This is a genomic window from Mycobacterium sp. OAE908 (assembly GCF_017872775.1).
Lineage (GTDB): Bacteria > Actinomycetota > Actinomycetes > Mycobacteriales > Mycobacteriaceae > Mycobacterium.
In genome coordinates, this window is record NZ_JAGGJL010000002.1 from 1,412,658 (window position 1) to 1,432,606 (window position 19,949).

At 64.8% G+C, this 19,949-nt stretch carries 21 protein-coding genes; 9 read left to right on the plus strand and 12 right to left on the minus strand.

What is annotated here, in order from left to right; all coding sequences use genetic code 11:
• The first annotated feature begins 21 nt into the window (after positions 1 to 21).
• Positions 22 to 831, plus strand: coding sequence for an FCD domain-containing protein (locus J3E61_RS32110; RefSeq protein WP_192722565.1), 810 nt, complete (start codon positions 22 to 24; stop codon positions 829 to 831).
• 10 nt (positions 832 to 841) lie between these two features.
• Positions 842 to 1,570 (plus strand): SDR family NAD(P)-dependent oxidoreductase, encoded by a 729-nt coding sequence (locus tag J3E61_RS32115; RefSeq protein WP_192722564.1) that lies wholly within the window; start codon positions 842 to 844, stop codon positions 1,568 to 1,570.
• On the opposite strand, the gene J3E61_RS32120 is transcribed toward J3E61_RS32115, so the two are convergent.
• The 4 genes from J3E61_RS32120 to J3E61_RS32135 are packed head-to-tail and all read right to left on the minus strand — an operon-like array spanning position 1,548 to position 4,521.
• Entirely contained in the window at positions 1,548 to 1,973 is a 426-nt protein-coding gene (locus tag J3E61_RS32120; protein WP_210086635.1) for a hypothetical protein, read from the minus strand. The two genes, J3E61_RS32115 and J3E61_RS32120, sit on opposite strands and share 23 nt — an antisense overlap.
• Entirely contained in the window at positions 1,951 to 3,108 is a 1,158-nt protein-coding gene (locus tag J3E61_RS32125) for an amidohydrolase family protein (protein WP_210086636.1), read from the minus strand. The genes J3E61_RS32120 and J3E61_RS32125 overlap by 23 nt, the downstream gene beginning before the upstream one ends.
• Complete coding sequence (locus J3E61_RS32130) at positions 3,105 to 4,148, minus strand: amidohydrolase family protein (protein ID WP_210086637.1); 1,044 nt, start codon at positions 4,146 to 4,148, stop codon at positions 3,105 to 3,107. Before J3E61_RS32130 ends, J3E61_RS32125 begins: the two co-directional genes overlap by 4 nt.
• Positions 4,149 to 4,164: 16 nt before the next feature.
• Positions 4,165 to 4,521, minus strand: coding sequence for a Rieske 2Fe-2S domain-containing protein (locus J3E61_RS32135; RefSeq protein WP_192723836.1), 357 nt, complete (start codon positions 4,519 to 4,521; stop codon positions 4,165 to 4,167).
• A gap of 91 nt (positions 4,522 to 4,612) precedes the next feature.
• Here J3E61_RS32135 and J3E61_RS32140 point away from each other — a divergent pair, with 91 nt between their 5' ends.
• Together J3E61_RS32140 and J3E61_RS32145 are read left to right on the plus strand one after the other, a co-directional pair.
• On the plus strand, positions 4,613 to 5,812 hold the full coding sequence (locus J3E61_RS32140) for a cytochrome P450 (protein WP_192723835.1): 1,200 nt from the start codon (positions 4,613 to 4,615) through the stop codon (positions 5,810 to 5,812).
• On the plus strand, positions 5,809 to 6,966 hold the full coding sequence (locus J3E61_RS32145; protein ID WP_210086638.1) for a Zn-dependent alcohol dehydrogenase: 1,158 nt from the start codon (positions 5,809 to 5,811) through the stop codon (positions 6,964 to 6,966). Before J3E61_RS32140 ends, J3E61_RS32145 begins: the two co-directional genes overlap by 4 nt.
• A 138-nt stretch (positions 6,967 to 7,104) precedes the next feature.
• Here J3E61_RS32145 and J3E61_RS32150 read toward each other — a convergent pair whose 3' ends face one another.
• Positions 7,105 to 8,169: an amidohydrolase gene (locus J3E61_RS32150; RefSeq protein WP_210086639.1), complete on the minus strand. Its 1,065-nt coding sequence runs from the start codon at positions 8,167 to 8,169 to the stop codon at positions 7,105 to 7,107.
• Positions 8,170 to 8,204: 35 nt separating this feature from the next.
• Here J3E61_RS32150 and fadD1 point away from each other — a divergent pair, with 35 nt between their 5' ends.
• Positions 8,205 to 9,803: a fatty-acid--CoA ligase FadD1 gene (gene fadD1, locus J3E61_RS32155; protein ID WP_210086640.1), complete on the plus strand. Its 1,599-nt coding sequence runs from the start codon at positions 8,205 to 8,207 to the stop codon at positions 9,801 to 9,803.
• Here the strand turns inward: fadD1 and J3E61_RS32160 are convergent.
• Genes J3E61_RS32160 through J3E61_RS32190 form a run of 7 tightly spaced genes read right to left on the minus strand, consistent with a single transcriptional unit; the run spans position 9,770 to position 15,538 of the window.
• Positions 9,770 to 11,254 carry an acyl-CoA synthetase gene (locus J3E61_RS32160; RefSeq protein WP_210086641.1) on the minus strand — a complete coding sequence of 495 codons (1,485 nt, stop codon included), beginning with the start codon at positions 11,252 to 11,254 and terminating at the stop codon, positions 9,770 to 9,772. The two genes, fadD1 and J3E61_RS32160, sit on opposite strands and share 34 nt — an antisense overlap.
• Positions 11,255 to 11,261: 7 nt before the next feature.
• The gene (locus J3E61_RS32165) at positions 11,262 to 12,125 is read right to left on the minus strand and encodes an enoyl-CoA hydratase/isomerase family protein (RefSeq protein WP_192722556.1); all 864 of its coding nucleotides are present in this window, start codon (positions 12,123 to 12,125) and stop codon (positions 11,262 to 11,264) included.
• Between the two features lie 8 nt (positions 12,126 to 12,133).
• On the minus strand, positions 12,134 to 12,370 hold the full coding sequence (locus J3E61_RS32170; RefSeq protein WP_192722555.1) for a dihydrolipoamide acyltransferase: 237 nt from the start codon (positions 12,368 to 12,370) through the stop codon (positions 12,134 to 12,136).
• On the minus strand, positions 12,363 to 13,361 hold the full coding sequence (locus J3E61_RS32175) for an alpha-ketoacid dehydrogenase subunit beta (protein ID WP_210086642.1): 999 nt from the start codon (positions 13,359 to 13,361) through the stop codon (positions 12,363 to 12,365). Before J3E61_RS32175 ends, J3E61_RS32170 begins: the two co-directional genes overlap by 8 nt.
• A gap of 11 nt (positions 13,362 to 13,372) precedes the next feature.
• Positions 13,373 to 14,353, minus strand: a complete 981-nt coding sequence (locus J3E61_RS32180; protein WP_210086643.1) for a thiamine pyrophosphate-dependent dehydrogenase E1 component subunit alpha — start codon at positions 14,351 to 14,353, stop codon at positions 13,373 to 13,375.
• Positions 14,350 to 14,658 (minus strand): hypothetical protein, encoded by a 309-nt coding sequence (locus tag J3E61_RS32185; RefSeq protein WP_210086644.1) that lies wholly within the window; start codon positions 14,656 to 14,658, stop codon positions 14,350 to 14,352. The genes J3E61_RS32180 and J3E61_RS32185 overlap by 4 nt, the downstream gene beginning before the upstream one ends.
• A 13-nt stretch (positions 14,659 to 14,671) precedes the next feature.
• Positions 14,672 to 15,538: a mycofactocin-coupled SDR family oxidoreductase gene (locus tag J3E61_RS32190; protein ID WP_192722551.1), complete on the minus strand. Its 867-nt coding sequence runs from the start codon at positions 15,536 to 15,538 to the stop codon at positions 14,672 to 14,674.
• Between the two features lie 114 nt (positions 15,539 to 15,652).
• On the opposite strand from J3E61_RS32190, the gene J3E61_RS32195 reads away from it, so the two are divergent.
• Genes J3E61_RS32195 through J3E61_RS32210 form a run of 4 tightly spaced genes read left to right on the plus strand, consistent with a single transcriptional unit; the run spans position 15,653 to position 19,933 of the window.
• Complete coding sequence (locus J3E61_RS32195; protein WP_192722550.1) at positions 15,653 to 16,795, plus strand: acyl-CoA dehydrogenase family protein; 1,143 nt, start codon at positions 15,653 to 15,655, stop codon at positions 16,793 to 16,795.
• The gene (locus tag J3E61_RS32200; RefSeq protein WP_210086645.1) at positions 16,792 to 17,856 is read left to right on the plus strand and encodes an acyl-CoA/acyl-ACP dehydrogenase; all 1,065 of its coding nucleotides are present in this window, start codon (positions 16,792 to 16,794) and stop codon (positions 17,854 to 17,856) included. The genes J3E61_RS32195 and J3E61_RS32200 overlap by 4 nt, the downstream gene beginning before the upstream one ends.
• Positions 17,853 to 19,073, plus strand: a complete 1,221-nt coding sequence (locus tag J3E61_RS32205; protein ID WP_210086646.1) for a CoA transferase — start codon at positions 17,853 to 17,855, stop codon at positions 19,071 to 19,073. Before J3E61_RS32200 ends, J3E61_RS32205 begins: the two co-directional genes overlap by 4 nt.
• Positions 19,074 to 19,081: 8 nt before the next feature.
• Positions 19,082 to 19,933, plus strand: a complete 852-nt coding sequence (locus J3E61_RS32210; RefSeq protein WP_210086647.1) for an enoyl-CoA hydratase/isomerase family protein — start codon at positions 19,082 to 19,084, stop codon at positions 19,931 to 19,933.
• Positions 19,934 to 19,949: the final 16 nt, after the last annotated feature.

The window sequence follows — 19,949 nt, forward strand, 5'->3', positions numbered from 1 at the left end:
CGCTGTTAATATTGCCAAGACATGACAACACTGGGAATCGGCCCCGAGGCACGCCGCAGGCTGTCGGCGCGCCGTACAGCCGAGATCGTGGCCGACGAGCTTCGGCGGCAAATCATCGACGGCGAGCTTTCCGACGGTGACCTGCTGCCGCGCCAGGAGGTGCTTGTCGAACAGTTCAACGTCAGCCTTGTCTCGTTGCGCGAAGCCTTGCGAATCCTCGAGACCGAGGGGCTGGTGTCCGTGCGTCGCGGCAATCGAGGTGGCGCCGTCGTACATGCCCCCGCCAAGGCCAGCGCGGCCTACATGATCGGGCTGTTGCTGCAAAGCGACACTGTGCCGTTGGCCGATCTCGGCACCGCATTACAGGAACTCGATCCGATGTGTGCGGCCCTGGCGGCCAAGCGTCCGGACCGCGGCGAGACGTTGATTCCGAAGCTCAAGGAACTCAACGACGCGATGGCCGAGCACATCGAGGACGGTGCCCGCTTCACCGAGATCGGCGGGAAGTTCCACGACGAGATCGTCCGAGGCTGCGGCAATCACACGATGATCGCCGTGGTCGGCAGTCTGGAGACGCTGTGGAGCAGTCACCTGCAGTGGTGGGCCGAGGAGACTGCTGCCAAAGGCGAGTACCCGGCGCTGAGCAAGCGCCGCATCGCGTTGAGCATTCACACGAAGATCGCCGAGGCGATCGAGGCAGGCGACGCCGAACGCGCACGCAAGCTATCCGCGCGCCATTTGGCGGACACCCAGGCCTATTTCATGGCAGAAGATCCCGAACGGCGCATCGTCGCACTCTCCCCGCAGGCGCTTGCGCGGCGTCAACGCTGAAAGGTGTTGCGTGCGAACGGCCTTGATCACCGGAGGCAGCGGCGGCATCGGCAAAGCCTGCGGCCGTAGGCTGGCGGAGCTCGGCTACGACGTCGTGCTGACCGCACGCCGCGAGGAGCCGCTGCGGGCCGCGGCGGAGGAGATGGGTGCGCGCTACGTCGTCGCCGATGCCACGGATCCGGACAAATTCCAGCCTGCGGTTCAGGCGGCAGGTGACATCGACCTCGTCGTACACGCGGCGGGCATTCTCGGCGGAACGTACGCGCGCAAACAGACTTTCGAGCAGTGGCGCGCGACGATGTCGGCGAACCTCGACTCGTGTTTCGTCGTCACGTCGGCTGCCCTGCCCCATATGAAGGCAGGTTCGCGGTTCGTGTTCGTCTCGTCATCGGCCGCGCACGAGCCGATGCCTGCGCGCACAGCGTATTCGGCGTCGAAGGCGGGCATGAACGCGTTCGCGCTGGCGCTGGCGCAGGAGGTCGACCGCGACGGTATCAACGTCCACATCGTCACACCGGGGCCAGTGGAAACCGAGATGCTGCAGGACGTCCCGTTCGAGATGTATGCGATCCGGGCCGCGGACGTCGCCGAGGCCGTCGCGTGGCTGGACACCGTCGACCCATCGGTGGACGTGCCCGAGATCCGGCTGCACGCTATCACCCGCGGCCCGTCGGCCCGGGAACCCGTGGTGCCGTTGGAAGTTGAGCGCCGCGGGCCTACTCCCCTGCGCCGTCACTGAGAAACACCTCGGACTCCATCTGGTGAAAGATGCGCAGCCGCTCGCCGCGCCGGACCAGCAACCACGTGACCCAGCTGGCACCGGTCCGCGCGACGTCGGACTCCCTGCCCGTCAACGTCCAACGGCTGAGCAGCAAGGCCCGCACCACTGTGTCGTCGACCACGTCACACTCGTGCAGCGTCGACGACACGATTGCCGCCTTGAGCCTGCTGGCGACGCGAGCCCAATGCCGGTCCAGCTCGTCGGCCCCGATCAATGGGGCGGCGTACTCGTCACCGACGTAGATCGGCTGCGGATCGACTCGCTCCCAAAGGTCGGCAAGGCCGGCGAAATCCAGGCTCGACCAACACTTGTCGTACTCCCGGACCAAGTCAGGGACGTCAGGTCGCGGGCGGCTGTTCACCCGGCAGCGCCTTGACCGTGGAGGGCAGGCCGTAGAGCGCAGTGGCGTTGCCGCGCATGATCCGCTCACGCTGATCGGCGGGGAACCGCCGCACGGCCCACTCGGGCGAGTCATAACTCCAGTGCGGGTAGTCCGTCGAGAACATCAAACAGTCACCGAGATCCATCATCTCGAGGTACTCGCGGTACGTCGCGACGTTGACGTCCTCCAGCGGCTGCGTGGTGAACCGGACGTGTTCGCGCACATAGTCCGACGGCTTGCGGCGCACGTGTGGCAGGTCGCCCTTGCGCTGTTGCCAGATCCGGTCCATCCGCCACATCACCGGCATCGCCCAGGTGAAGCCGCCCTCGACGAACACGATCCGCAGGTCGGGATGCCGGTCGAAGGCGCCGTCGAACACCAGGCTCATCAGATGCGACACATACAGCAGCGGCCACGAAGCGAAAAAGTCGTGCCAATGCGCGGGGTTGCCCACCGGGTAGATCGGGATCAACTCGAACGGCGTCTGACCCATCAGATGCGTGGCGACCGGAAGGTTGTTGCGCGCGGCCGCTTCGTACAACGGGTCGAAATGCGGGCTGCCGAACGGGATTCCGCGGGTCTGCGGCGTCATCAACACCTCGGCCATGTACGGGTGCCCGGCCCACCGCTCGATCTCGCGAGCGGCTGCGTGCGGGTCCTGTGCGGTGACGCTGATCGCGCCACGCCAGCGGCCGTGCCAGTTGTTGTCGCCGAGCCACACGTCGGCCAGCCAGTCGTTGTGAGTGGCCTTGAGGACGTGCTCGGCGTGCGGCAACTGGGCATCACACATCGGCTCCAACATCGCGATGCTGACTCCGGCATCGACCAGCAGCTGCTTGGCGGCGAACTCGGGGTCGCTGCCCGCGACTCCGCCACGCGGGGGTGCGGCATCGACCCGAAGCGACATCGTCTTGTACGAGTCCGGGGTGTCGTAGAAATGTGGCACCGGCGAGACGGCGTTACCCGTCGGCCACAGCTTGTCTTTCCACTCCGCCGGCGCGTACGACTTCAGCACTTCACCCGACACCGGCAGCGGGTGCACGTCGGTGTCGACGATGGTCACGGCGATGTCCTGGGCTACGAAGTCGTCTGCGCGTTCCTCCACGGTCGTCATGTGAGACTCCCCTCTGTGACGCCGTATAGGTCACTTGCGTTGCGCCACAACACTTTTTCCCGTTGCTCAGCGTTGAGCCCGGCCACCACGTCGTCGGGCTGCGAGGTCGACCAGTGCGGGTAGCCCGACCCGTACATCAGCAGGTCTGCCTTGTCGCTGAAATCGAGCCATCGCTCGGCCAGCCCGGCATCCGTCGGTCCGTCGAACGCTGACGAGCAGAACCGCACGTGATCACGCAAGTATTCACTGGGATACCGGTCCACCCAAGGGGTTTGGTCGCGCATCGACATCCAGAACGTGTCCAAGCGCCAGATCAACGGCGTGAGGATGTCGTAGCCGCCGTCGGCGAAGACGAACCGCAGACCGGGGATTCGCCCGAACGTGCCCTCGATGATCAGCGTGGCCAGGTGCACGAACGAGTTCAGCGGCATGAAGGCGGCGTATCCGGGATAGGTGTAGGCGTGCCCGGCGAACGTCGGCGCATGGTCGACGCCGTTGCCGCCGTTGATGTGCACGGCCACCGGCAGATTGTGGGCGGCCGCGGCCTCCCATATCGGCTCGAACATCGGCTTGCCGTACGGTTCGCGCGACTGCAGAGGAACGCCGACCTGCACCATCTTCGGATGACCGGCCAGTCGCTCGATCTCCGCGACCGCGCCCTTGACATCCTCGGGGTTGACCCGAATGGTGCCGAGGAACCGGCCGCTGTCATCGGAGTCGAGCCAGCGCGTCAGCAGCCAGTCGTTCACGGCCGCACAGATCCGGCTGTTGAGCAGATAGTCGGCGATGTTGCCGCGGGTGAGTGGATTCAGGATCGCGTGGCTTGCGCCCCCGTCGGTGAACAGGTGGCTTGCCACGACGTCTGGGTCGGATCCCGGGTAGCCATTGCCGTACAGGTCCTGGCGGTAATCGCCGCCCGGCGCCTGGTACCACTGCTGCTCGACGTCAGGGATCGAACGCAACTTGTGCGCGGGCCCAAGGAACTTCCGGATCTCCGCGTTGTAGCGGAAATGCGGTTGCACATTGGCATCGATGATCATGGGCCGACAGCTTCGCTCATGCGGTGAGATACACCTGCCCATCGCTCACGTCGACCTCATAGGTGCGAACGCGCTTTTGCGGATCGGCGAGGTTCACACCCGTCGTGATGTCGAACTCCCAGTTGTGCCATGGGCAGCGCGCGATGCGGCCTTCGCGGACGCGGCGCAGCTGGTCGGGCATCTCCGGCGCGTACTCATTGGTGCCGACGACGTATCCCGCGCACAGCGGTGCACCCTCGTGCGAGCAGTAATTGGCGATCGCGTACACCGCGCCTTCGATGTTGTATACGCCCACCCCGAACTTGCCAGCCTGCACCAGCTTCATGCTCCCCGGAGGCAGATCCTCGATGGCACACACCGGTCGCCGCTGCATCATGTCCCTTCGGTTTCCTTGACCTAGAATACCTAAAATAGTAAAGATAGGGCGACAGAGCCGCTAGATGCTGCTGCCCCGGGAGGCACTGGTGACGATCAGCACCGATTCGCAGAGCGCGCCAGATCTTGCGACCGATCCCTACGGATTCTTCAACCACATGCGCAATACGGCGCCGGTGTGGCGAGGCACGCTCATGGAGAGCGACCTGATGCCCGAAGAGCTCAAGAACCCCGAGAACTGGACCCTGTTTGACTTCGAGAGCGTATTCACCGCGTTCCGTGAGGACACGGTGTTCGCCTCGGAGATGTACAACCAGACCATCGGGCTCGTCTTCGGCCCGACGATTCTCGGCATGGCGGGCAAGCAGCACCACGACCATCGCAGCCTGGTCAGCAAGGCGTTCAAGCAGAGCGCACTGACGCAGTGGGAACCCGAGGTGATTGACCCGATCTGCGATCAACTGGTCGATGAGTTCCTCGACCAAGGCGAAGTCGATTTGGTCAAGGCCGTCACATTCGAGTTCCCGACCCGGGTGACCGCGGCGCTGCTGGGCCTGCCGCAGCAGGACCTGGAGATGTTCCGGCGGCTGTCGCTGCAACTGATCTCGATCACCGAGGACATCGAGGCCGGCCTCAACGCGTCGGTCGAACTCGGTACCTACTTCCAGGAACAGGTAGACCAGAGGCGCCGGAAACTCACCGACGACGTCATCGGCGACCTCGTCGGCGCGGAGATCGACGGCGAAAAGCTCACCGACGAAGCCATCATCTCGTTCCTGCGGTTGCTGTTGCCCGCAGGGCTTGAAACCACCTATCGGTCGTCGGGAAACCTGCTGCAGCTGCTGCTGACCCACCCCGGCCAACTCGCGGCGGTACAGCAGGACCGCGACCTGATTCCGGCTGCGATCGAAGAGGGCATCCGGTATGAGACGCCGCTTGTTCTGGTGACCCGCAACACCACCCGCGATGTCGAGATGCACGGCATCACGATCCCGGAAGGCGCCCAGGTCAATCTGTGCATGGGTGCGGCCAACCGCGACGACAAGCGATGGGAAAACCCCGACGTGTTCGACATTCACCGGCCGCGGCGGGCACACATTTCGTTCGCGGGCGGCATTCACAGCTGCCTCGGCATGCATTTGGCCCGGGTGGAAACGAAGGCGATGCTGACGAGCCTGTTCGACCGGGTAACCGACCTGCAGCTCTTGGAGGACGACGACACCAACATCACCGGTATGCCGTTCCGCTCGCCGAAGCATCTGCCGGTGACATTCCGTCGTATCGCATGAAGAGTCGCGCCGCGATCCTGCACGATGTGGGCGGCCCGTGGTCGGTCGAGGAATTCGAGCTGGATCCCCCACGCGCCGGCGAGGTGCTGATCGAGATGGTGGCTGCCGGATTGTGCCACTCCGATGAGCACATCCTCAACGGCGACATGTCCGCGAGCAACGAGGTGATGCAGTCGTTCGGCCTGCCCTCGATGTTCCCGATGATCGGCGGTCACGAAGGTTCGGCGGTCGTTGTCGACATCGGCGAGGGGGTGACGGAGTTCGCGCCGGGTGATCACGTGGTGACGTCGTTCGTCGCGGTGTGCGGCCGGTGCAGGTGGTGCAACTCGGGCATGGAATACATCTGCGACATGGGCGCGCAGGTGATGATTCCGGGCATGCCGACCGACGGCACGTTCCGCCATCACACCGCGGACGGCCGTCAGCTCGGCCATCTATCGAAGGTCGGCGCGTTCTCCAAACACACTGTGGTGTCGACGGATTCGATCGTCAAGATCGATCCGCACCTGCCGTTGCTCCCGATGGCCCTGCTGTCGTGCGGGGTTCCGACGGGATACGGTTCGGCAGAGAACCGCGCCGAGGTCCGGTCCGGCGACACCGTCGTCGTCGTGGGCGTGGGTGGCATCGGCACTGGAGCCATCCAGGGCGCACGCATCAACGGCGCCGCGCACATCGTCGCGGTCGATCCTGTTGAGTTCAAACAGAAGTCCGCATTGCGGTTCGGCGCTACTCATAGCGCAGGCAGCACCGATGAAGCGGCAGCGGTGGTTCGGGAGCTGAGCTATGGCGTGATGGCCGATGCCGTCATCGTCTCGCCCTCGCTGATTTCAGAGCAGGACGTGCAAGCGGCGCTGAGCCTTACGCGCAAGGGCGGCACGTGCGTGCTGACCGGGATGACCAAGCAGACGACCAGTTCCATCGCGATCAACCTGCAGGAGTTCATCCTGTGGAACAAGAGCCTCAAGGGCACCGTGTACGGCTCGTGCAATCCGCGGGTCGACGTCGCACGGTTCGCCCGGCTCTACGAAGCAGGCCAGTTGCAGCTCGACGAGATGATCACCAGACGCTATCGACTCGACGACATCAACGACGGTTACCGCGATCTGCTGAACGGCGAAATCATCCGCGGCGTCATCGATTTCAGCCTGGACTAGTTGACCATCACCCGTCCACCGTGTCGCGAGATTGCAGTTATCGCGAAATAGTGCGACTACGATGCACGATAACTGCAGTTTCGGCGAACGGCAGCCCACTGAGGGGCCTATTAAGGCCGAGTGGGCCGCTCGGCGACATCAGTTCAAGCTGTAGAAGCGCTTGGCGTTGGTGCCGCCGATCTTTTCCCGCGTCTGCTCGCTGATGTCAGGTCGCGACCGCAAATGCTTGGTGCTCTCTGGCCATTCGCCGTCCCAGTGCGGGTAGTCGCTGGCGAACATGATGAAGTCGTCACCGAGAACGTCGATGACGCCCGGCAGGATCGGCTCCTCCGGCTCGCAGGTGGTCCAGATGTTGCCCGCCTGAAGGTATTCCTGCGGATCGCGCTTCCACCCGTTCTCGATCCAGTCGCCGCGTTTTTCGAAGTGCTCGTGGAGGCGGTCGATGAAGAACGGCACCCAGCCGACACCGGCCTCCAGGAACGCGACGCGCAGCCTCGGATGCCGGTCGAACACCCCGCCGGAGATCATCGCGGTCATCGCGGTCATCTGGTCGAACGGGAAGCTGACGCAGTGCACCTGAATGTAATTGGTGAAGCGGTCGACCCCGACCTTCGGTAGGTGCATGCCCGGTGCGCCGTGAATGCCCAGCGGCATGTCCATTTCCTCGGCGGCCGCGTAGAACCGGTCGAGATCGGGGTGATCGAGGTTGCGAGTCTTCAGTGCGGGCGGGATGTGGGTGGCAACCAGGCCGAGGTCCTTGGCCTCGCGCATGATCTCGACAGCCACCTCACCGTGCTCGATCGGGGTGACCGCGATGCCGCGCAACCGTCCGTTGGACTCGGCACAGTAGTCGGCGATCCACTGGTTGTAGAGCCGCGCGAATCCTGCTGCGAATTCGGGGTCTTCGAGACTCGGTGCGCACAGCCCCAGGCTGGGATACAACACCATGGTGTCGATGTGATCGCGATCGGCGTCGCCGAGCACGCCCTGCGCCGACGAGTAGTCGATGCCGTCTGCGGTGGACAAGCCGTGCTCGCGCGGACATCCGGCGCCGGGGCCGTCGGCTTCAGGGTAGTTGCGGCCCTCGATCATCAAGGCCTTGCCGTCTTCGCGTGGCGTGATGTGTTCGGGCCAGCGCTTCATCGCCTCGATGGCAAGCGATGGCCCCTCCGCGACATGCCCGTCGGCATCGATGATCCGCATATCCCACCTCACTGACTGTTTGCTAAAACTAACTGGTGCCGAGCGACACCATCCAGCAATTGCTTCGAGAACGTGCTGCCTCCGACGCGATTGCGGTGAAGTACAGCGACCGGCAGTGGACGTGGCGGGAGCACCTGAGCGAGGCGTCCGCACGGGCCGCTGCGCTGCTGGCGCTCGTCGACCGTGACAGGCCGGTCCACATCGGCGTGCTGCTCGGCAATACGCCCGAGTTCCTCCATCAGATGGCGGCCGCTGGCCTCGGTGGGTACGTGCTGTGCGGGCTCAACACCACCAGACGCGGAGCCGCGCTGGCCGCCGACATTCGCCGCTCCGACTGCCAGATAGTCGTGACGGATGCGGAGCATCGGGCGCTGCTGGACGGTGTCGACCTCGACGACGTCACGGTGTTGGACTCCTCCAGCGACGAGTGGGCGCGCTTGCTCGACGCCGCAGGCGAGTTGTCTCCGTACCGCGAGGTCGACGCGCTCGACCCCTACATGCTGATCTTCACCTCCGGCACCAGCGGTGATCCGAAGGCGGTGAAGGTGTCGCACTTCATGGTGCTGATGTCCGGGGCGAACCTGGTGCAGAGGTTCGACGTCACCGCCCACGACACGTGCTACCTGTCGATGCCGCTGTTTCATTCCAACGCGCTGGTTGCGGGTTGGGGGGTGGCGATCGCGACCGGTGCTGCGATGGCGCCCGCGAAGTTCAGCGCGTCGCAGTTCCTGTCCGACATCAGACGCTACGGCGCCACCTACATGAACTACGTCGGCAAGCCGCTGGCCTACATTCTGGCCACGCCCGAGCAGCCCGACGACGCCGACAATCCGCTGCGCGTCGCGTTCGGAAACGAAGCGAGCGACCGCGACATCGAAGAGTTCGGCCGCCGATTCGGCACGCTGGTGTGGGACGGCTTCGGCTCCAGCGAGAACGCCGTCATCATCACCCGTGAGGAAGGCACCCCGAAAGGCTCGCTCGGCAAAGGCTTTCCGGGTGTCGCGATATACAACCCGGACACCCTCACCGAGTGCCCGGTCGCCCGCTTCGATGCGGATGGTGCGTTGATCAACGCCGACGAAGCGGTCGGTGAACTGGTCAACACGTCGGGCGCCGGGTTCTTCACCGGCTATTACAACAGCGAGGACGCGACGGCCGAACGCATGCGCGGCGGCATGTACTGGTCGGGTGATCTGGCGTATCGCGACGCCGACGGTTGGATTTACCTGGCCGGCCGCACCGCTGACTGGATGCGCGTCGACGGCGAAAACCTCGCGGCCGCCCCGATCGAACGAATCCTGATACGGCTGGCCGACATCAGCCGGGTGGCCGTGTATGCGGTGCCCGATGAGAACGTCGGCGACCAGATCATGGCCGCGTTGGTGCTGCACGACGGATCTTCCTTGACGCCTGAGGGTTTCGAAGCGTTTCTGGCCGAGCAGCCGGACCTGTCTCCGAAGGCGTGGCCGCGGTACGTGCGCATCACCGCCGATCTGCCGACCACCGCGACGCACAAGGTGCTCAAGCGTGAGCTTGCCGCGCAAGGCCCGACCGCCGGTGATGGCGAACTGTGGGTGCGCGAACCACGACGCACGCGGTATCAGAGAATCCGTGACGATCGCCCTACCCAATAGCGCTCCCTGATTCGCCGCTTGTAGAGTTTGCCGTTCGGGTCACGCGGCAGATCGGGGTCGAATTCGACTGTGCGAGGGCACTTGTACGACGCGAGATGTGCCTTGCAGTACGCGATCAGTTCGGCCTCCAATTCCGGACCGGCCACCACACCTGCGGCCGGTTGCACCACGGCCTTGACCTCTTCGCCGAACTCCTCGTTGGGCACCCCGAACACCGCCGCGTCGACCAACTTCGGATGCATCACCAGAAGGTTCTCCGCCTCCTGCGGGTATATGTTGACCCCGCCCGAGACGATCATGAACGTCGACCGGTCGGTCAGATACAGGTAGCCGTCCTCGTCGACATATCCCATGTCCCCGAGCGACCGCCAACCCTGTTCATTGGCAACCGACGCCGTCTTCTCCGGATCCTTGAAGTACTCGAACGCCGGACCGCCCTCGAAGTACAACTCCCCCGATTCGCCGACGGCGCATTCCGATCCGTCCTCGCCGACGACGTGCACCGCGGTGAAGGGTTTGCCGACCGAACCCGGGTGCGCCAGCCACTCCTGCGGATCGATCGTGGTGCCGGCGAATCCCTCTGTGCCGCCGTAGTACTCGTGGATGATGGGGCCGAACCACTTCATCATCCGGTGTTTCACATCCACCGGGCACGGCGCCGCCGCATGGATCACGCACTGCAGGCTCGACACGTCGTAAGACTCACGGACCTTGTCGGGAAGCTTCAGCATCCGCACGAACATGGTGGGTACGAACTGCGCATGGGTGACCCGGTGGGTTTCGATCAGCCGCAGCACCGCCTCGGCGTCGAACCGCGGCATGATGAGCGCCCCCGCCCCGACGCGGTGCACCGCCATCGTGTAGTTGACCCCAGCGGCGTGATACAGCGGTGCAGGCGACAGGTACACACTGGACGGGGTCATGCCGTAACGGTGAGTCAGCGTGTACTCCAACACCTTTTGCGCCCATGACCCGTTGCCGTCCTCCGGCAGTGGCCTTCGCACGGCCTTCGGCCGGCCGGTGGTGCCCGACGAATACAGCATCTCCGAACCGTCCGATATGGGCGGCGGGTCGCCCGCTGTGGCGAGGGCATCCTCGTATGAGCTGACCCTGCCGCCGACGCTGATGCGTATCTCCCCGTCTGCCTCGGTGAACACCGCCTTGGCCTCGGAGTCCTCGATCACATACGCCACCTCGTCGGGGGTGAAGTGGGTGTTGATCGCGCTGTAGTACAGCCCGGAAAGCTGGCACGCCCAGGTGATTTCGAGGAACTCCGGCCGGTTCGGCAGCACCAGCGCGACCCCGTCGCCGCGCCGCAGCCCCGCGTCGTGGAGCATGGCCGCGACCCGCTGACTCCTCGCATACAGGTCGCCGTATGAAACTGTCGGACCATCCGCGACGATCAGCGCCACCGACTGCGGGGCGCTGATCGCGTGGTCGGCAATGTGCACGACGCGCCTAGGTCGCCTTGCCGTCGGTGGATGCCGCCGCCTGGCGCTTGGCCATTTCGGACGGCAGGATCTTGTCGGCGAACACCCGCTGGATCAACTCCTGGACGTCCCTGCTGACTGAGGCGAGCGCAACGAGGTCATTGGAACTCTGCCAGTGCACCCGCATGCCCATCATCTCCCACGCCCGCTTGATGTTTGCCTTGGTGGCCAGCAGTGTGGTCAGTGGCGCCTGCGCGATGTGACGGGCGATCGACTCCACCCGCGCGTCCAGATCTTCACGCTTGACCACCTCGTTGATGAGGCCGTACTCGAGTGCCTTTTTCGCGTCGACGGTTTCGGCGGTATAGAGGTAATAGGATGCGCGCCGCCAGTTCATGAAAACCCATGGCTCGATCGAACATTCGCCCGACGGCATGCCGAAGCCCTGAAGAGGCGGATACGAGAAGTAGGCATCCTCTGAAGCGATCACGATGTCGGTGACCAGACCGTAGTGCGTGCCACCGCCCACGCAGTAGCCGTGGATTTGTGAGATGGTCGGCTTCGAGAACTCCCACAGGTTGAGGATCGGTTTGACGAACAAGTCGGTCTGCGGCTTCCACGGCATACCGGTCGCCTTGAAGCCCTCGACGAACTCTGGGTAGTCCACGGCGTTGTTGCCGATCGCGTGTCCCGAGCAGAACCCTGGCCCGTTGGCCTTCATCACGAGAACCTTGATGTCGTAGTCGCGGTCGGCGTCCCGCAAAGCGTCGTCGATCTCCTCGACCTGTTTCTGGTCCTGAGCGTTGGCCTTCTCCGGCCAGTTCAGTGTGATCGTCGCTATCGGACCGTTCTTTTCGAAGATGATCCGTTCGCGGGTCTCGTTGAGATCCATTCCCTCTCCTATGACTTGATGACGCCGATTTCGACGCCGATGTCGTACACGTTGCCGACTTCGCCGGTCCATTGGACGGTGCCCGATGCACCGGCCTCGATTTCCTGCTCCACCTTCTCCGTTGCGATCACGTAGATCGGTGCGCCTTCTTCGACGTGCTGGCCGTCGGCGACGAGGAATTCGATGAGTTCCGCTTCCGACACAGCGACCGAGACGCGCGGAATGCGAATGATGAAGTCAGCCACGAACTCTCGCCTCTTGGAGGGTGCGCTGCGCGGCCGCGACGATGCGGGCAGGCGACGGGTAGAGCTGCGCCTCGAGCGCGGCGGCGGCAGGCGTCGGAATGAATCGCGCCGCCACTCTTTCGATCGGCGCGGCGAGCTCACTGAAGCACTCCGACTGCAGGGTCGCTACGATTTCGGCTCCTGGGCCTGCGAATTGGACGGCGTCATGTGCGACGACCGCGCGCCGCGTGCGGCGCACCGACTCGACCATCGTCTCGACATCGAGCGGCACCAGCGTGCGCAGGTCCACGACTTCGGCGCTGACCCCTTCTTCTTCCAACACCTTCGCGGCCGCCAACGAATCGAGCACGCTGCGCCCGTAGCTGATGATCGTGACGTCGGAACCGTGCCGCTTGACGTCGGCCTGCCCGAGCGGAATCGAGAACCCGGGATCGGTTGGCACCATGCCCTTTTGGCCCTGCAAGCGGATGGTCTCGACGAACAGGCAGGGGTCTTCGTCGAAGATCGCCGACGTCAGCAGCCCCTTACCGTCGCGCGGCGTCGACGGCACGATCACCTTCATCCCGGGAATGTGCATGAACCACGCCTCGAGGCTCTGCGAGTGCGTCGCACCGGTGGCCAGTCCGCCGTAGACCTGGGTCCGGACGGTGAGCGGCGCAGTCGTCCTGCCCGCGGTCATGAACCGCAGCTTGGCGGCGTTGTTGATCAGTTGATCCGCCGCGATGCCGATGAAGTCCATGATCATGATCTCGGCGACGGGACGTAGGCCGTCGATCGCGGCGCCGACCGCCGCACCGAGAATCGCGGCCTCGGAAATCGGGGTGTCCAGGACCCGGTCGTGCCCGTATTTCGTCGAAAGACCCGCAGTCGGACCGGACGCGCCGGGGTCGGCGATGTCCTCGCCGAGCAGAAACACCCGCTCGTCGGCCGCCAACGCCGCATCGAGCGCGAAGTTCAGCGCCTCGCGCATCGTCATTTCCTTCTCGTCCATGCGCGTCGTCCTCACACCGGGTAGGAGATCGGGGTCGCGTACACGTCTCGATCCAGCTCGTCGATCGAAGGGGCATCGGCGGCCATGACGGTCTTCAGCGCCATCTCGACCTTGGTGAGTGCGCCCTCGTCGATCCGGCTCAGCTCCTCGTCGCTGCAGACGCCGTCGTCGATCAGCAGCCGGCGGAAGCGCGGCACCGGGTCAGCTGCCATCGCCGCCTCCAGTTGCTCCTTCGGGATATACGGCGTCCGGTCACCGAAATAGTGGCCACGGAAGCGGAACGTCACGCATTCGATGAAGGTGGGGCCCGCGCCGCGGCGGGCCCGGCTCAGCGCTTCGTCCAGCACTGTCGCGACGGCAAGCGGGTCGTTGCCGTCGACGCGGACACCCGGCACGCCGTAGCCGGCCGCCCGGTCCGCGACTCTTTCGAGCTTCATCGTGTCGGTGGTCGGCGTCATCTCGGCGTACTGGTTGTTCTGGCAGACGAAGACGACCGGCAGGTCCCACAGCGCGGCCATGTTCGCCGCCTCATGAAAGGAGCCGGTGTTGGTGGCTCCGTCGCCGAAGCTGACCACGGTGACCCGGTCGAGCCCCTTTCGCTTGGCCGCCATGGCCAGCCCGACGCCCACCGGCGGTCCGGCCCCGACGATTCCTGTCGAGAGCATCACGCCTTTGTCGGGGTTCGCGATGTGCATGGTGCCGCCCTTACCGCGGCTCGCGCCGACGACGCGGCCCATCATCTCGCCGTAAATCTCTTCCAGCGGAACGCCTTTGCCAATCAGGTCGTGTAGCCCGCGATACGTCGTCACCAACTGGTCGTCGTCACGCAGCGACACACCCATCGCCGCGGCAACGGCCTCCTGGCCGCGCGACGGCCAGTACACGCACATGAATTCGCCGGTGCCGATGCCCTTGGAGAGTCGATCGTCGGCGGCCTTCATCAACACCATCAACGCGTAGATGCGCCGCTGGACGTCTGCGGGGTAGGTCATGGGCCAAGCGATCCGATCTCGCGGTAGACGTGCGGGATCGGCTTGGGGTCCATCGCGATGTTGTCGAGGCCGGTCAGGTTGACCTCGCCCATCCGCTTCGCGGCCGCATCCAGGTCGTCACAGTCAAGCTCATAGATGGCGATGAACGGCCCGTCGCCGCTTGTCGGCGCGAACCGGCGGGCCGACACGATCCCGTCCACCGACAGGATCTGCTCCAAATGCGTGTCGTTGTACCACTTGTGGTACTCGGCTTCCCGGTCCGGCGAGGCCGGCATCGTCTCGACGTAGATGATTCCCTTTGGCATGCCTGCGCCTTTCCTACGGCCCTGACCACGGCTTGATCTTCAGGAAGCCGCCCGCGTCGACGCGCAGTTGTTGGCCGGTGACGTACCGCGCGGCGTCGCTGGCCAAGAACAGCACCGCCTCGCTGATGTCCTCGGGCTCGACGTACGGAATCGGGAAACCCTGGATCATCGGGAAGACGACCTCGGCCTCCTCGCGGGTCGGGTTCTGCAGATCCGGCCGGAATGCCTTGTACATCGGCGGGCTGTGCAACATGTCGGTGTTGCAGTTGGTCGGGTGAATCGCGTTCACCCGGATCTGCTCGGGCGCCAGCGTCCGGGCGAGGTCGTTGACATAGTGTGCGACAACCTGTTTCGCGAACGCATAGCCCGCACCGCCCGGTCCGCCGTCCATCCCCGCGGTGTTGACGGCCGTCGCCATGAACGCGGCAACGGACCCCGTCGCGATGATCGACGCACCCGCGTGGAGGTGCTTGATGCTGGCATGGATGAGGTTCATGACGCCGAGCAGGTCGACGTCGACCGCGTCGACGAACGCCTGCGGCGGAAGCCCTGCCGTCATCGGGCAGATGCCGGCATTGGCCACCACGATGTCGAGCTGACCGAACTCGGCGACGCCACGATCGATCGCCGCCGCCAGTGCCGCGCGGTCGCGAACGTCGGCGATCTCGGTGTGTGCGCGCTGGCCTTCCTTCTCGACCAGCCGGGCCGTCTCGTCCAGGTCCTCCGGCCGCGCCAGCGGATACTCGTTGGTCTCGATGTCTTCGCAGATGTCCACGGCGATGATGTCGGCGCCCTCGGCGGCCAGCAATCGAGCGTGCGATCGTCCTTGGCCGCGAGCGGCTCCGCTGATCAGGGCTACTTTCCCCGCTACTCGGCCCACGACCGAACCTCCCTGAAGTGACCATTCCGGAGACTTATATGGCGACCCCAACTGTAACGTGTTGCAGTAGCTATACTACCTAAAATTATAAAGAAACGATCCCGACAGGACACCGTGGACTTTTCTTACCCGCCGGAGGTCGAACAGTTCCGCAAGGAGTTGCGCGCGTGGTTGGCCGCGAACCTGACCGACGAGGTGGTGGCCGCCGGTCGTCGGCGTGGCCGTGATCCGGACACCTTCGAAACCCTGCGCGCATGGGACGCCACGCTGGCCGACGCGGGCTGGGGCGCGGTGTCGTGGCCGCAGGAATACGGCGGCCGCGGTGCAGGCGTGCTCGAACAACTCGCCTACGCCGAGGAAACCATTCACGCGCGAGCGCCGGTGCCGCTCAATGTGATCGGGATGAACAACATCGCCCCGGCGATCATGCAGTACGGCACGGATGCACAGAAACGCGAGCTGCTCCCCCGCATGGTGCGCGCCGACGACATCTGGTGTCAGGGCATGTCCGAACCCGAAGCCGGCTCCGACCTCGCCTCGCTGCGCACCCGGGCGCTGCGCGACGGCGACCACTTCGTTGTCAACGGCCAGAAGATCTGGACGTCGCTGGGCCACCGTGCCGACTGGTGTCAGCTTTATGTGCGCACCGACCCCGAAGTGCCCAAGCACAAGGGCATCTCGTGTCTGATCGTCGACATGACCCTGCCCGGCATCGAGGTGCGGCCGTTGGTCACGATCAACGGCGCCAGCGACTTCGCGGAGATCTTCTTCACCGACGTCCGGGTTCGCACCGACGCGTTGCTCGGCCCACTGAACGCGGGATGGCAGGTCGCCACCACCACGCTTAGCCACGAGCGAGCGGGCGCGGCTCGGCTCTATGCCCAGCTGGAGATGCAGCTGCAGGACCTGGTGGCCGACCTCACCGACGCCGGCCTGATGGAGGACGGTGTGACCCTGCGCCGGCTCGGCGAGGTGGCGGTGCGGATCAAGTACCTGGAAGTGCTGTGTCAGCGGTCGATCTCGGCGACGCTGCACGGCGGTGACGCACTGGGGTCGGCGAGTCTGGCCAAAAGCGTGTGGGCAGAGATCGGCCAGGAGCTCGCCGCGTTGGCCTTTGACGTGCTCGGCCCGCTCGGCGGTCCGCGGCGGTGGACGGAGTATCGGTTGACGTCGCGCTCACTGACCATCGCCGGCGGCACCACACAGATCAACAAGAGCGTCACCGCGACGAGGGTGCTAGGGCTGCCGCGGAAGTGAACCTCGAACTCACCGACGAACAGCTGGCGCTGCGCGACACCGTCCGCAGCTACCTGGCCGAAAAGGCAAGCCTGCCAACTCATGTGCGACCGATGCTCGATGACCCCAGGGGCACCACCGATGAGGTGTGGCACGGGTTGGCGGCCATCGGCGCCACCGGTGTGCTGGTGCCCCAGGAGTTCGGCGGCGCGGGTATGACGATGCTCGAGGCGGGCGTCGTGGCAGAGGAACTCGGCGCCGCGCTGTACCCGGGACCGTGGATGTCGAGTGCGGTGGCCGCGACACGCGCACTGACACGGAGTGGGGCAGACGCCCCCACGATCTTGACTGGTATCGCCGATGGTTCACTCATTGCGACCGTGGGGCCCCTCAACGGGGAGTTACCCGTGGTCGCAAACGGCGTACTGCGCGGAGAGATCACTGCGCTGCCTGACGCGGGGGCCGCCGACGTCATCCTGGTGTTCGCCGTGGATAGCGACAGAATCGGACTCTATGCCGTCGACGCCCAGTCCGTCGATGTGACCGAGCGGGAGCACGTTGATTCGACGCGCAAACATTTCGACGTTCGGTTCGCCGGGGTCGCTGCGCAGTGGCTGGGGTCGGCAGATGATATCGACGGACACACGGACGACGTGCTGATCGCCTATGCGGCCGACGCGCTGGGCGCCGCCACCGCGGTGATGAATCTCGCCATCGAATACGCAAAGGTGCGGCGGCAGTTCGATCAGCCGATCGGCAGCTTCCAGGCGGTCCAACACATGTGCGTCGACATGTACGAGACTGTCGAACTCGCACGCAGCGGCGTGCTGCACGCGTTGTGGGCGGCCGACGCCGCGCAGGCCGCCGAACGCCACCTGGCCGCAGTGCGTGCCAAGGCATTCGCCGGGCGACTGGCCACCGTCGCTGACACCGCGATTCAGATCTTCGGTGGCATCGGCTACACGTGGGAGCACGACGCGCACCTCTATCTGAAACGGCTGCTGGGCTGGAGCGCATTCGCCGGCGGCTCGGATAGATATCTGCAAGAAGTGGGCAGAGCTGTCGGAAAGGTGAAGCAATGACGGGAGTGCTGAGCGGAGTGCGTGTCGTCGAACTGGCGTCATGGACATATGTGCCGTCCGCCGGTGCGGCGCTTGCCGATTGGGGCGCCGACGTCATCAAAGTGGAAGACGTCAAGGGTGGCGACCCCGGCAGGGCGCTGGTGATTGGCGGCTTCACTCGCCAGAACGCGCGCGCCGACGTCGACTTCATCCTCGAGATCGGCAATCGGGGAAAGCGCAGCATCGGCATCGACATCAAGACCGAGACCGGTCGCGAATATCTCGGCCGCCTGCTGGCCACCGCGGATGTGTTTCTGACCAACTGGCTGCCGGGCCCCCTGGAGCGTGCGCGGCTCACCGTTGAGGACCTTCGCTCGTTCAATCCGAACCTGATCATCGCGCGCGGCACCGGCACCGGTGTGCGCGGCCCCGATGCGAACAAGGGTGGATTCGACGCCGCTACATACCTGTCCCGCGGCGGGGTGTCCTACACCATGACTCCGTTCGGCACCGAGACCCCGGCTGTCCAGGGCCCGGGATTCGGCGACCTGCAGGGCGGCATCACGCTCGCGGGCGGCGTCTGCGCGGCGCTGTTCCATCGAGAACGGACCGGTGAGCCCTCCGTCGTCGACTCGTCGCTGCTGGCTCAGGCGATGTGGTCGATCGCGCCGTCGATCTCGGTGGCCGACCTGTTCGGCATCGACGGTATACCCGGTGCCCCACCGGGGTTGGCGATCAACCCGCTCGTCAATCGCTACAAAACCAAAGACAACCGGTGGCTTCAGTTGGTCTTCCTGCAACCCGATCGGTATTGGGCGGGCTTCTGCGAGCGGATCGGCCTGCCGGAACTCGCCACCGACGAACGCTTCGTGCCGTCGAGCCATCTGATCGCCAACGCCGCGCAGGCGTGTGCACTGGTCGGGGAGGCGATCGCGAGCCAGGACCTCGAACACTGGCGCACGGCCCTCGCTGACGAGCCAGGGGTATGGGCACCGCTCGCGACGCCGAAGGAGACGTTGAACGATCCTCAGGTCGCACCGAACGGGCTGACCATCCCGAATGTCGACGACAAGGGTGTCGAGTACCAGATCGTCGCGGCTCCAGTGCAATTCAACGAAACTCCCCCGGGTCCGGCGCGTGCACCCGAACATGGACAGCACACCGAGGAGATCCTGTTGGAGCTCGATCTCGACTGGGATGACATCTCGGCGGCCAAGGACAGCGGCGCGATTCTCTAGGAGGTCCCATGACGAAGCGCGTGCTCGAATCGGTCATCTATGAACGGGAGCCGCCGATAGCGCGGATCATCCTCAACCGGCCCGACCGGGCCAACACCAAGGACGCCAAACTGGTCGAGGAGGTCGACGCCTGCCTGCACGAGGCCGACCGCGACAAGGACATCAAGGTCGTCATCCTCAAGGCCAACGGCAAAGGCTTCTGCGGCGGGCATGTGGCGCGGTGGGGTCCCGACGAAAATCCGTACCCGGATTTCGGCGACACCTTCGAGGATTTGTACAAGGGCACCGCCGACCTGTTTTTGTGGCCGACCTTGTATCTGTGGGAGTTTCCGAAGATCACGATCTCGGCGATCCACGGGTACTGCATGGGAGGCGGCATCTACCTTGGGCTGCTGACGGATTTCAGTGTCGCGTCGGAGGATGCGTATTTCCAGATGCCGCTGGCGCAAAGCCTCGGCGAGCCCGGCGGGCACACGATGATCGAGCCGTGGTTGATGATGAACTGGCATCGCACCATGGACTGGTTGCTGTTGGCGCCAACGCTTTCCGCGCAGGAGGCGCTGGAATGGGGGCTGCTCAACAAGGTGGTTGCGCGTGAAGACCTCGAGGACACCGTCGAGGAGATGGCCCGCAAGATCGGGCAGATCCCGATGACCACGCTGATGGCCGTGAAGAACAACGTGAAGCGGGCGTGGGAGCTGATGGGGATGCGGGTCCACCTTCAGGTCAGCCACATCCTGACCAATATGGTCGGCGCCGCGTCTGATGTGCAGGAGCGAAGGCGAGCGCTCATCGAGTCCGGCTTGAAGCCAAGGGATTTCGTCGGTCAGGGTGACACTGCCTCCGGCGAGCAGACGTAAAAGTCCCCATTTCTTC